We start from the raw sequence: 13,000 nt of genomic DNA on the forward strand, positions 1-13,000 counted from the left end.
AAAAGCTTAGGTCTTACAACGTGAAAAAAATGGTTATTGAGCATAATAGTTAATTGACATAACTAATTTTGCGGTTTAATTTCGAATCATCTTCACACCAAGAACAAGAGCGTACCGCCATGAGCAATTACGAAGGCCGTTGGACCACCGTCAAGGTTGAGATCGAGGAAGGCATCGCCTGGGTCATTCTCAATCGCCCGGAAAAACGCAACGCCATGAGCCCGACCCTGAACCGGGAAATGATCGACGTGCTGGAAACCCTGGAGCAGGATCCGGCCGCCGGCGTGCTGGTATTGACCGGTGCCGGCGAAGCCTGGACCGCCGGCATGGACCTCAAGGAATACTTTCGCGAGGTGGATGCCGGCCCGGAAATCCTCCAGGAGAAAATCCGCCGCGAAGCTTCGCAATGGCAGTGGAAACTGCTGCGCATGTACGCCAAGCCCACCATTGCCATGGTCAACGGCTGGTGCTTCGGCGGCGGCTTCAGCCCCCTGGTGGCGTGCGACCTGGCGATCTGCGCCGATGAAGCCACCTTTGGCCTCTCGGAAATCAACTGGGGCATCCCGCCGGGCAACCTGGTGAGCAAGGCCATGGCTGACACCGTGGGCCATCGCCAATCGCTGTACTACATCATGACCGGCAAGACCTTTGGCGGGCAGAAAGCCGCCGAAATGGGCCTGGTCAATGAAAGCGTGCCCCTGGCTCAACTGCGCGCAGTGACCATCGAACTGGCGCGTAACCTGCTGGAGAAAAATCCGGTGGTGCTGCGCGCCGCCAAGCACGGCTTCAAGCGTTGCCGCGAGCTGACCTGGGAGCAGAACGAGGATTACCTCTACGCCAAGCTTGATCAGTCGCGCTTGCTCGACACCGAAGGCGGTCGTGAGCAGGGCATGAAGCAGTTCCTCGACGACAAGAGCATCAAGCCCGGCCTGCAGTCGTACAAACGCTGAGGCCTGTCAGCGAACGGCGGGCGTTTCTCGCTGTTCGCTGCCGCGCCCTGGCGCTACGGTGACACCGTTTCAATGCATTCCCGATAAAGACAATAAAGAGGAATCACCATGCTGGACGTGCCCCTGTTGATCGGCGGCCAGTCGTGCCCCGCCCGCGACGGTCGAACCTTCGAGCGTCGCAACCCGGTGACCGGCGAGGTCGTCTCGCGGGTTGCCGCCGCGACCCTGGAAGATGCCGACGCTGCCGTCGCGGCCGCCCAGGCGGCGTTCCCCGGCTGGGCCGCGCAGGCCCCCAACGAACGTCGCACCCGGTTGCTCAACGCTGCCGAGCAACTGCAGGCGCGTAGCGCCGAATTCATTGCCGCCGCCGGCGAGACCGGCGCCATGGCCAACTGGTATGGCTTCAACGTTCGCCTGGCGGCCAATATGCTGCGCGAAGCGGCGTCGATGACCACCCAGATCACGGGTGAAGTCATTCCTTCCGATGTGCCTGGCAGTTTTGCCATGGCCCTGCGTCAGCCTTGCGGCGTGGTGCTGGGTATCGCGCCCTGGAACGCTCCGGTCATCCTTGCCACTCGCGCCATAGCGATGCCTCTGGCCTGCGGCAATACCGTGGTACTCAAAGCCTCGGAGTTAAGCCCGGCGGTGCACCGCCTGATTGGCCAGGTATTGCAGGACGCCGGTCTGGGCGATGGCGTGGTCAACGTCATCAGCAATGCCCCGGCGGATGCCGCCGCGATTGTCGAACGGCTGATAGCCAACCCGGCTGTGCGGCGGGTCAACTTCACCGGTTCCACCCACGTTGGGCGGATTGTCGGCGAACTCTCGGCGCGTCACCTCAAGCCGGCCTTGCTGGAACTGGGCGGCAAGGCGCCGTTGCTGGTGCTGGACGACGCGGACCTGGACGCGGCGGTTGCTGCGGCGGCGTTTGGTGCCTACTTCAACCAGGGGCAGATATGCATGTCCACCGAACGCTTGATCGTCGACGCCAAGGTCGCCGATGCGTTTATCGCCAAGCTCACCGCCAAGGTCGCGACCCTGCGCGCGGGCGATCCTGCTGCGCCGGATTCGGTCTTGGGATCGCTGGTGGACGCCAGTGCCGGTACGCGCATCAAAGCCCTGATCGACGATGCCCTGGCCAAGGGGGCGCGGCGGGTGGTGGGCGGTCAACTGGACGGCAGCATCCTGCAGCCGACCCTCATCGATGGCGTCACCGAAGACATGCGTTTGTACCGCGAAGAGTCCTTCGGCCCAGTGGCGGTTTTGCTGCGTGGAGACGGTGATGAAGCACTGCTGCGCCTGGCCAACGATTCAGAATTCGGCCTGTCGGCGGCGATCTTCAGTCGCGACACCGGGCGTGCGCTGGCCCTGGCGCAGCGGGTGGAGTCGGGCATTTGCCATATCAATGGCCCGACCGTTCATGACGAGGCACAGATGCCCTTTGGCGGGGTCAAGTCCAGTGGTTACGGCAGCTTTGGCGGCAAGGCCTCGATTGAGCATTTCACCCAATTGCGTTGGGTGACCTTGCAGAACGGACCACGGCACTACCCGATCTGAGCCGGCGTCGCCGCTTCGTGCAGGTCATACATAACAATAACAACGCGGCATCCACGATTCGCCCCGCGGCGTCCGTCGGCATGCCCTTTGGAGGACATCCCTGTGAGTTCCGAATTCAGATCGCAACCCCAGCCCGAGCAACCTGCGCCGAGATACCGCGAGGTGTCCATCGGCCGCGCACCGGTGGAGGTTACTGAAGAGCAGGGCGTGCTGCATATGCGTTCCCTGGAGCCGCTGGCCGCGTTGCCGGCGCGCTTGCTCGATCGTCTGGTGCATTGGGCCCGGGTGCGTCCCGAACAGACATTTATTGCCGCACGCCAGGCCGGTGGCGATTGGCGCCGTGTCACCTATAGGGAAATGTTGGAGAGCGTGCGGGCGATTGCTCAGAGCCTGCTGAGTTATGGGCTCTCGGCGAATAAACCGCTGGCGCTGCTGTCGGGCAACGACATCGAGCATTTGCAGGTGGCCCTCGGTGCCATGTACGCCGGTATTCCTTACTGCCCGGTGTCGCCGGCGTATTCGTTGTTGTCCCAGGATTTCGCCAAGCTGCGGCATGTATGCGACCTGCTGCAACCGGGGCTGGTGTTCGTCAGCGATGGCGTGGCCTACCAGCGCGCGATCGACGCCGTGTTGCCTGCCGAGACGCCGCTGATCACTGTGCGCGGTCAAGTGCCCGGGCGCGCCCAGGTCAGCTTCGCCAGCCTGCTGCAAACCCCGGGCGGCAGTGCCGCCGACCAGGCATTCGATGCCACCGGCCCGGACAGCATCGCCAAGTTTCTGTTCACCTCGGGCTCGACCCAATTACCCAAGGCGGTCATCACCACCCAACGCATGCTCTGCGCCAACCAGCAAATGCTCTTGCAGACGTTTCCGGTGTTCGGTGAAGAGCCCCCGGTGTTGGTGGACTGGCTGCCGTGGAATCACACCTTCGGCGGCAGCCATAACGTGGGCATCGTGCTCTATAACGGTGGCACCTTTTACCTCGACGATGGCAAACCCACGGCCCAGGGGTTTGCCGAAACCCTGCGCAACCTCAAGGAAGTGTCGCCCACGGCCTATTTGACGGTGCCCAAGGGCTGGGAAGAATTGGTCAACGCCCTGGAACAAGACGCTGAGTTGCGCGAACGCTTTTTTGCGCGAATGAAATTGTTTTTCTTCGCCGCCGCCGGCCTGTCGCAAAGTGTCTGGGACCGCCTCGACCGTGTGGCCGAGCTGCACTGCGCAGAACGCATTCGCATGATGGCCGGGTTGGGCATGACCGAAGCCGCACCGTCCTGCACCTTCACCACCGGGCCATTGTCCATGGCCGGCTATATCGGTTTGCCGGCACCGGGCTGCGAGGTGCGCCTGGTGCCGGTGGACGGCAAGTTCGAAGGGCGCTTTCGCGGGCCGCACATCATGCCGGGGTATTGGCGGGCGCCCGAGCAAACCGCCGAGGCGTTCGACGAACAGGGCTTCTATCGTTCGGGCGATGCGCTCAAGCTCGCCGACCCCCATCAGCCGCAACTGGGGCTGATGTTCGACGGGCGAATCGCTGAGGATTTCAAGCTGTCTTCAGGGGTGTTTGTCAGCGTCGGTCCGCTGCGCAATCGCGCAGTGCTCGAAGGCTCTCCCTATGTGCAGGACTTGGTGATTACCGCGCCGGACCGTGAATGCCTGGGAGCCCTGGTGTTCCCCAGGCTCTACGAGTGCCGCCGGCTGGCGGGCTTGAACGCTGACGCCAGCGACGCCGAAGTGCTGGAAAGTGCCCCGGTGCGCCAGTGGTTTTTCGACTGGTTGCAGCGGCTCAATCGCGTGGCAACCGGCAATGCCAGTCGCCTGGAATGGATTGCCTTGCTCGACGAGCCTGCGTCCATCGATCGCGGGGAAATTACCGACAAAGGTTCGATCAACCAGCGCGCGGTATTGCAATGGCGCGCGGCCAGGGTCGAAGCGCTGTATCGCGGTGAAGATGCCACGATTCTGCGTGCCGGGCCCAAGCCTTGAGCGGTGTGGGGCAGTATTCGGCGTTTGCCGATGCGGCGATTTTCGAGGCGGTGCGCACACCTTGGGTCGATCTTGGCGGCTCCTTGTCACAGGTGTCGCCCATCGACCTGGGGATCAAGGTTGGCCGTGAGGTGTTGGCCAGGGCTGGGGTTGACCCCCTGGCGGTGGACAGCGTGCTGGCCGGCTCCATGGCCCAGGCCAGCTTTGATGCCTACTTGTTGCCTCGGCATATCGGGTTGTACGCCGGTGTGGCGCAAACGGTTCCTGCACTGGGGGTGCAGCGCATCTGCGCCACCGGGTTCGAGCTGTTGCGCCAGGCCGCTGAACAGCTGCGCGATGAGGTGCAACTGGCCCTGTGCGTGGCCAGTGAATCCATGTCACGCAACCCGATTGCGGCCTACACCCACCGGGATGGGTTTCGTCTCGGCGGCGAGGTGCAATTCAAGGATTTTCTCTGGGAGGCTCTATACGACCCGGCCCCGGGACTGGACATGATCGGCACCGCCGACAACCTTGCGCGTCGCTATGGCCTGAGTCGCGAGGTCGTGGACCGTTACGCCTGCGATAGCCATCAGCGCGCATTGCAGGCGCAGCGTGACGGCGCCTGGGTTGAAGAGATCGTGGCGGTAGATAACCAGGTGTTCGAGCTCGAGGGGTATCGGCCGAGGGGCATCAGCCTGGCGCGTCGGGCCAGTGCCGTCACCCAGGACAGCCACCCACGGCCCACCGACCTTGCGGCCCTGGCGCGCTTGCGTGCCGTGCATGCCGATGGAGTGCAAACTGCCGGCAACAGTTGCGCAGTGGTCGATGGTGCGGCGGCAGCGCTGGTGGGGCGTGCTTCGGCCTGCACGCGTCCGGCGCTGGCCCGGCTGCTGGCCAGCGCGGTGGTCGGCGTGGCTCCGGAGTTCATGGGGATCGGCCCGGCGCCGGCGATCCGTCTACTGCTGCAGCGCAGCGGGTTGAACCTGGGTGACATCGGCCGTTTCGAGATCAACGAAGCGCAGGCGGCCCAGGTACTGGCGGTGGCCCAGGAACTGGAACTGGACAGCGCCCGGCTCAACGTCCAGGGCGGCTCCCTCGGGCTGGGGCATCCACTGGCCGCCACCGGCCTGCGCCTGGTCATGACCCTGGCCCGGCAGTTGCGCGAGCACAACCTGCGCTATGGGATTGCCGCTGCGTGTGTGGGCGGTGGACAGGGCATGGCGTTGTTGATCGAGAACCCGGCGTATCGCGCCTGAGCTTTTAAGCGGCATTACTTCTTCTTATCCGATGAGGTTTCCCATGTGGAACTATCAGGCGCCCCTGCGCGACATGCAATTTGTGCTTGAACACTGGCTGCAAGCACCCCGGGCGTGGAGTCGTAGTCCAGCGTTCGAGGCGCTGGACATGTCATTGGCCGTTCAGGTATTGGCGGAAGCCAGTCGATTCAGCCAGGGTGTACTGGCGCCCTTGAACGGCAGCGGTGATCGTCAAGGTTGCCGCTGGGTCGCAGGCCAGGTCAGCACGCCAGAGGGTTTTGCCGAGGCCTATCGGGCCTATGTCGACGGTGGCTGGCCGGCGCTGGCATGCGCCGAAGGGCTGGGCGGCCAAGGGTTGCCGCAACTGCTCGACGCGGCGCTGCAAGAGATGCTGTACGCCAGTAATCACGCTTGGGCCATGTACACCGGGATTGCCCACGGCGCCTATCTTTGTCTCAAGACCCACGCCGCGCCCTGGTTGCAGGCGCGCTACTTGCCCGAGATCGTCAGTGGTCATGTCTTGCCCACCATGTGCCTGACCGAGCCGCAGGCCGGCAGCGATGTCGGGCTGCTGCGTTGTCGCGCGACCCCCGAAGGCGACGACAGTTATCGCCTGCATGGCAACAAACTATTTATTTCCGGCGGTGAGCACGACCTCACGGCCAATATCCTGCACCTGGTGCTGGCGCGTCTGCCAGATGCGCCGCCGGGCAGTCGCGGCATTTCACTGTTTCTGGTACCCAAGCTGCTGGACGATGGTCAAGTCAATGGTGTGCGGTGTGACGGCATTGAGCACAAGATGGGCATCAAGGGCAGTGCCACGTGCTCCCTGGTGTTCGACGGCGCCCAGGGCTGGCTGATCGGAGATGCCCATCGCGGCCTGGCGGCGATGTTCGTGATGATGAACTCGGCGCGCCTGCATGTCGGCCTGCAAGGCCTGGGGCATGTCGAGGCGGCGTGGCAGAACGCTCGGCAGTACGCCGCCGAGCGCTTGCAAATGCGTGCGCCGTCAAGGCCGCAAGGGGTGCCGGGCCAGGCGGCTGACCCCATCCGCTATCACCCGGCCATGCGCCGCGTGTTGCTGGAGTTGCGCACTACCAGCGAGGGTATGCGAGCCATCGGCTATTGGGCCGCGCATTTGCTGGACCAGGCCGAGCATGACCCTGACCCGCAGGCGCGGGAGTGCGCCGGCCAACTGGCGCAGTTGCTGACGCCAATCATCAAGGCGTTTTTCACCGACCAGGGTTTTCGTCAGGCGAGCAATGCATTGCAAGTCTTCGGCGGTTATGGCTACGTTGCCGAGTTCGCCATTGAGCAAACGCTGCGCGACAGTCGCATCGCGATGATCTATGAGGGCAGCAACGAGATTCAGGCCAATGACCTGCTGCTACGCAAGGTGCTGGGTGATGAAGGCCGTGCCTTCGGCCTGCTGCTGGCAGCGTTGCGCGCCGAGGCCGAGCACGCTGGCCAATGCGCCGAGGGTGCAGGTTTTGCACGCGCCCTGGGCAGCCTGTGCGACTCGCTGGACAGTGTGGTCAAGGCCATACGTGAACGGTCGCTGGAGGACATTGAGTACCCCTATCGGGCTGCACCGGACTTTCTCCAGTTATGTGGTGTGGCCCTGTTGGCCATGGCATGGACGCGTGCCGCGCGGGTGTCCAGGGCGTTGCCCGAAGACGATCCGTTGCGTGCCGCCAAGCTGCAAAGCGCCGGGTTCTTTTTCGATTACCTGCCCTCCCGGGTGACGCAGCACCTGAGCGCCATAGACGGTGCGCGCGCAGCGCTGGCGTTCATCTGACGGGGGCTGTCGCTTGCGGTACTATGGCGGCCCACGTTTCTGGAAGCCGCCCGGATGAGTAAACCCGGTCAATTGGTGCTGGTTGCACTGCGCAAAATGATCGCCAGCGGGGAGCTGGCGGCCGGCGAGCGCCTGATGGAAATCCCCACGGCGCAGCTGTTTGGTGTGTCGCGCATGCCCGTGCGCATGGCATTTCGTACCCTCGAACAGGAAGGACTGCTTGTGCCGTTTGGCGGGCGCGGGTATCAGGTTCGCTCAGTCAGCCCGGACGACATTGCCGGCGCCGTCGAAGTGCGTGGCGTGCTCGAAGGCCTGGCTGCGCGTCAAACCGCCGAGCGCGGTTTATCCGATGAAGCGCGTGCGGCCCTTGAGCGCTGTCTGGTTGAAGGCGATCAACTGTTCGAAAAGGGCTATGTGACCGAGGACGACCTCGAGGTCTATCACGATCTGAATATGCGTTTTCATCAGGTCATCGTTGAAGGTAGCCACAACCCGGCGATTGCCGATGCACTGGCACGCAATGATCATCTACCGTTCGCGTCGGTGACCGCGCTGGCGGTGGATCGCGAGGACATGGTTCGCGAATACCGCCGTTTCAACTATGCCCATATGCAACATCACTCGGTGTTTGATGCCCTGATCAATCGCCAGGGCGCGCGGGCCGAAGCCATCATGCGCGAGCACGCCAACGCGACCTTGCGTTATGCCGAGATCTTTAGCGCAGCCACCGCCAGCGCGCGAATGAAGGTCATTTTGCCCACGCCGTGAGGCATTTCAGATATCGAGCACCAGCAGCGGGGTTTTCGCGCGTGAGCAGCAGGGCGTGAACTGGTCGTTGAGGGCTTGTTCCTGCTCGGTGAGGAACAGGTCGCGATGCTCCGGTATGCCTTCGAGCACGCGGGTCATGCAGGTACCGCATACCCCTTGTTCGCACGACACGGCAATCTCGATACCGTGGCGTTCCAGGACCTGGACCACCGTCTTGTCGGCGGGTATGTCGAAGACCTGACCGCTGCTGGCAACCTTCACCGAAAAAACGCCGTCGAGGCTGCTGTCCACCGGCGCCGCCGCGAAGTACTCGCGATGCAGGCAGTCCTCCTGCCAGCCCTGGGCTCGGGCGCTATCGAGCACATGTTGCATGAAACCGCCGGGGCCGCAGACATACAGGTGCACGTTGTCTTCGGGCGCCGCCAGCACCTGGGCGGCTTTCAAGGCCGTGTGGGGTTGCTCATCGAAATGCAGGAACACCCGCTCGGCAAATGTCGACGCCTTGAGGCGCTGTACAAACGCCGCGCGTTCTTCGGCGCGGGCGCAATAATGCAAGTGGAAGTCGGCACCGACATGCGCCAGCCGTTCGGCCATGCACAGGATCGGGGTGATGCCGATGCCGCCGGCAAACAGCAGGCTGCGTCGGGCGTCGTGCGCCAGGGGGAACAGGTTGCGCGGTTCGCTGATCTGCAGGCGGGCACCCTCATGAATCTGTTCATGCAGGCTTTGGGAGCCTCCTCGCGAGGCCGGATCCTTGAGCACGCCGATCAGGTAGCGATGCCGTTCTTCAGGGTGATTGCACAGGGAATATTGCCGGATCAGCCCGTTCGGCAGGTGCACGTCGATATGCGCGCCGGCACTGAAGGCCGACAGCGGGTGGCCATCGACGCTGGCCAGTTCATAGCTGCAAATGTCCCGGGCTTCGTTGTTACGGGAAACCACCACCACTTCGATCATGTTAAGTCCTCGCAGAGTTGTCGCGCCGTTCAGGCGGTGGTCGTGGTGATCAGTTGCGGTTCGACGGCGCGCTCCTTGGCGATCAGTCGCTCCAGAATCTTGCGTGACTGTACGCCGCCGGCATCGATATTCAGCTTGAGCAGGTTACGTGTCGGGTGGGCCAGCAGATTCTGTTGCTGGCGCTCGAGCATCTCCAGGTCCTCGCTGAAAATCTTGCCCTGGCCTTCGCGAATGCTGGCGGTCAGTGCTTCGTCGTGGGGGTTGAAGTTGCGCGCCATGCCCCAGAAATACCAGATCGAGGTCTCGGTTTGCGGGGTGATGAAATCCACCACGATGCTCGCGGCCTTGTGCTCGGGTGCGGCGTGGTAGCCGCCTTTGCCGGCGTGGGCCACGCCGACTTCGATCAGCACATGGCTGGGCGGGGTGAAGCGGCAGATCTGCCAGCGATCCACCGGCACATCGTCGGCGAGGTTATTGCCACGCAGGGCCATGCGCCAGAACGGCGGGGCCATGATGTTTTCCATATGTCGGGCGGTCACCACTTCATCGCCTTCGACCGTGGTCACGGGCGGTGCTTCGTCGATTTCCTTCTGGCCGATGCTGGAGGCGTGGACATAGGTTTCGTGGGTCAGGTCCATCAGGTTGTCGATCATCAGGCGGTAATCGCACTGGATGTCAAACAGGCCGCCGCCATAGGCCCACTGGTCACTCACCGCCCACTCCAGGTGATGGATCAGCGCGGGGTCGGCCAGGGTCTGATCGCCGGGCCACACCCAGATGAAGCCATAGCGCTCAACGGCGGCAAACGTCTTGTTGCACGGAAACCCCCGCACCCGCTGCCCGGGCATTGCCACGGTCTTGCCGTCACTCCCCATGACCAGTCCGTGGTAGCCGCAGACCAGGTTGCCGTTGTCGACATAGCCCAGTGAGAGCGGTGCGCCGCGATGCGGGCAGAAGTCTTCGACAGCCACAACCGCGCCTTGCTGGCCACGATAAAACACCATTTTTTCACCGCAGATCTGCCGACCCAGTGGTTTTTGCGCAATTTCATCGGGGGTGCAGGCGACGTACCAAGTGTTCTTGGGGTACATGGTGACTCTCCAGTTAACGGATTGTTTTTATTTAATGGATCCATTAAATAAGCCACTGGATGGAGAGTCAATCTTTTATCGGTGAGTTATCGGGCGATTATCGGTCGATTTTGTTTTAGTGGATCCATTAGCGGTTGGTTCAGTAGCGAATCATCGCCGATTTCAGTTCACGGCGCGCATATGGACTTGGCGCCCAGGCAAAACCGGACCAACGAACGGCACGTCGCTACAAAAGGCGTGTTTGTTGTTTTTGCGAAAGTCGGCGATGGTTTTGAAGTCGAATTTGAGCCGATTGAACAGCCACATCACTTCGAGGTTGCGCCCCTCGTGTTTCGGGGCGCTGGTCTCGATAGCCTGGTTTAACCCGGAACCTCCCGCTTCAATTGGCCGCCGAGTCGGATGTCCAGCCAGGGCGCTGGATTGAGATGTGGCGGGAGCGTTACCTTCATTGTTCAAGTTTCGCTCCCCCGCCCTCGGATCCAGGCCGTAAACATTGAGCCCAAGCGACTCGTCAATTTAGAAATCCAGGGTCACCCCGGTATACAGCGCTCGCCCGTCACCCGGCGAGTGCAACGAGGCCCTGGCGCCATCCGGGTCATACCAGACGTATTCATAGTAGCGGTTGGTCAGGTTTTTCAATTGCAGATCGACACTGACGGACCGGGTCACTTGGTAGGTGGCGCCGAGGTTCATCAAGACATAGCCGCCGTAGGTCCCCTTGGTGTTCTCGCGCTCCAGGTAGTAGTTGGTCTGGCCATTCATCCAGGCCGTCAATTGCAGGGCAGGCGTGGCCTGGTAGCTGACGCCGGCGTTGTACAGGTGATGAGGGATGTGGTCGATTTCCTGGCCTTTGCTGTTGGGCAAGGTCGAGCTCGGCTGGAGGATTTTCGAATACTGCCAGGAGTAGGCCATCCAGATGTCGGTCCGCTCGTTCGGGTGCAGGTTCATCTGCGCGTCATAGCCCCAGCGCCGGGTTTCGCCCACGTTATCCGATTCGCCACTGGGGTCGTTGAGCCGACGACTGACTTCGCCACTGGCCTCCTGTTGCCAATAGGCCACGCGGCCGTCGATCCAGTCCGCCGGGGTGAACTTGACGCCGGTTTCCCAGCCATCGTTGATGGACGGGGCCAGGTCGGTATTGCGCGGTGGAATCTTGTAGGCCGCCGCGCCTGTGCCCACCTGGAAGGTGCGGCCCCAGTTGGCATAGACGCTGGCTACGCCCCACGGCGAATACACCACGCTGAGCTTGGGTTGTTTGATCAACCCGTAGTCATTGATGTCGTAGTCCATGCCGGTCATTTCGTTGGTGAAATCACCCTGGATCTTGTCGACGCGATACGCCGGGACGATCTTCAGCGACTCGAACGGCTTGATCTCGGCCTGTACGTAGGCGCCGTAGGTGTCGAAGTCGAATTGCTGATCACGGGTTTGTGCCAGGCGCGCACGGTCCCTGGTGCGGTAGCGCTCGCTCTTGTTCTGTTGCTGCTGCATGTCCGCGCCGCCTTCCAGGGCGAAGTCATGCAGCCAGCTGACCTCAGGACGCCAGGTCAGGGAGGTGAGGGCGCCGTATTGGGTTTCGTAGGTGTCGCGCTCTTGCTGGGCGCTGGTGCTCCAGTATTGCGTCCAGCGCCGGTCGTCGAAGGTGTTGACGTAGGTTTTTGCCGACCAGGCCAGTGTGTCGGCCAGCTCGGTGTCGAAGTGCACGCTGACCTGGTTCATCCGCCGCGTGCCTTTGTCGGTGGCGTTGTAGCTATTGGTCATGGTCGGGTGTTGGTGAGCATCCTCTTCACTCAAGTAACCGGGTTCCTGCGCCTCGGTTTCGTAGTGACGGGCGATCAGGCCGATGCGGTAACTATTGTCGTCCGGAGTGTAGAACCATTTGCCGGACATCGAATACCTGTCCGCCTCGGCGTGATCGCGATAACCGTCGGACTTCTGGTAGGCGAAGAAGTAGTTCTGCGTCCAGTTGCTGCCTTCGATGCCCTTGGCCAGTTGAGTTTCCTGGGTGTTGTAACTGCCGTAGCGAATTCGTGCCTTGGTGTAGTCGCCGCCAGTGCGGGTCAGCATATTGACGTTGCCGGCGATGTTGTTCAGGCCATAGCGCGCATCGCTGGTGCCGCGCACCACCTCGATGCTGTCCAGTTCCATGGGGAAAATCATGTCCATGTACGGCATGTTGCCGTCGTTACTGTTGCTCGGGATGCCATCGATCAGCAGCTTCACCGCGTTGACCTCTCCTTCACCGTTGAACCCGCGAAAGGAAATCTTTCCGGAAGTGGTGCCCTGGTTGAACTCGGTGAGCATCACTCCGGGGGCGCGACTGAACAGTTCCCAGCTGTAGTTGACCGGCATCTTTTCCAGAATGTCGGCGCCAAGGATATCCACCGAGCTGAGCACGCTGCTGGTGCTCAGAGGGCCGCTGCTGCCGGTGTTGCCCTGGACCGTCACGGTGCCCAGGGTCAGGGTCGAGTCTTCGACCTTGGGGGTTTCTGCGAGGGCGCAAGGCAACGGTGCCAAGGCGAACAGACCGCACGTCAGCAGCGAGCATTTGAAAGGAGACACGGGCACAGCCTTTGCGCGAAGCAAAGTCGTAAAAGCAGGCATAACTCAGACTTCCTGATGACCAAGAGCTTTCCCGGGGAGCGCATTGGTGTG

10 protein-coding genes are annotated in these 13,000 nt (G+C 62.2%); 6 read left to right on the plus strand and 4 right to left on the minus strand.

What is annotated here, in order from left to right:
• Nucleotides 1–119 precede the first annotated feature (119 nt).
• From ACX3YF_RS22585 to ACX3YF_RS22610, 6 genes are all read left to right on the plus strand, one after another.
• Entirely contained in the window at nucleotides 120–950 is an 831-nt protein-coding gene (locus tag ACX3YF_RS22585; RefSeq protein ID WP_047529695.1) for a p-hydroxycinnamoyl CoA hydratase/lyase, read from the plus strand.
• Between the two features lie 108 nt (nucleotides 951–1,058).
• Nucleotides 1,059–2,507 (plus strand): aldehyde dehydrogenase, encoded by a 1,449-nt coding sequence (locus tag ACX3YF_RS22590; protein WP_458974289.1) that lies wholly within the window; start codon nucleotides 1,059–1,061, stop codon nucleotides 2,505–2,507.
• A 102-nt stretch (nucleotides 2,508–2,609) separates the two neighbouring features.
• Nucleotides 2,610–4,493 carry a feruloyl-CoA synthase gene (locus ACX3YF_RS22595; protein WP_130211420.1) on the plus strand — a complete coding sequence of 628 codons (1,884 nt, stop codon included), beginning with the start codon at nucleotides 2,610–2,612 and terminating at the stop codon, nucleotides 4,491–4,493.
• Nucleotides 4,490–5,731 carry a thiolase family protein gene (locus tag ACX3YF_RS22600; RefSeq protein ID WP_130211419.1) on the plus strand — a complete coding sequence of 414 codons (1,242 nt, stop codon included), beginning with the start codon at nucleotides 4,490–4,492 and terminating at the stop codon, nucleotides 5,729–5,731. Before ACX3YF_RS22595 ends, ACX3YF_RS22600 begins: the two co-directional genes overlap by 4 nt.
• Before the next feature lie 43 nt (nucleotides 5,732–5,774).
• Nucleotides 5,775–7,529, plus strand: coding sequence for an acyl-CoA dehydrogenase (locus ACX3YF_RS22605; protein WP_458974290.1), 1,755 nt, complete (start codon nucleotides 5,775–5,777; stop codon nucleotides 7,527–7,529).
• A 54-nt stretch (nucleotides 7,530–7,583) separates the two neighbouring features.
• Entirely contained in the window at nucleotides 7,584–8,297 is a 714-nt protein-coding gene (locus ACX3YF_RS22610) for a GntR family transcriptional regulator (RefSeq protein ID WP_047529686.1), read from the plus strand.
• A gap of 6 nt (nucleotides 8,298–8,303) precedes the next feature.
• Here the strand turns inward: ACX3YF_RS22610 and ACX3YF_RS22615 are convergent, their stop codons facing one another.
• The 4 genes from ACX3YF_RS22615 to ACX3YF_RS22630 form a co-directional block, all read right to left on the minus strand.
• Nucleotides 8,304–9,254 (minus strand): PDR/VanB family oxidoreductase, encoded by a 951-nt coding sequence (locus ACX3YF_RS22615; RefSeq protein WP_458974291.1) that lies wholly within the window; start codon nucleotides 9,252–9,254, stop codon nucleotides 8,304–8,306.
• A 29-nt stretch (nucleotides 9,255–9,283) separates the two neighbouring features.
• A complete protein-coding gene (locus tag ACX3YF_RS22620) occupies nucleotides 9,284–10,345 on the minus strand; it encodes an aromatic ring-hydroxylating oxygenase subunit alpha (RefSeq protein ID WP_130211416.1) in 1,062 nt (353 codons plus the stop codon).
• Nucleotides 10,346–10,507: 162 nt separating this feature from the next.
• Complete coding sequence (locus ACX3YF_RS22625) at nucleotides 10,508–10,801, minus strand: hypothetical protein (RefSeq protein WP_458974880.1); 294 nt, start codon at nucleotides 10,799–10,801, stop codon at nucleotides 10,508–10,510.
• A 60-nt stretch (nucleotides 10,802–10,861) separates the two neighbouring features.
• Nucleotides 10,862–12,949: a TonB-dependent receptor gene (locus ACX3YF_RS22630; RefSeq protein WP_458974292.1), complete on the minus strand. Its 2,088-nt coding sequence runs from the start codon at nucleotides 12,947–12,949 to the stop codon at nucleotides 10,862–10,864.
• Between the last annotated feature and the right edge of the window lie 51 nt (nucleotides 12,950–13,000).

The sequence above is a fragment of the Pseudomonas fluorescens group sp. PF-69 genome, assembly GCF_054481235.1.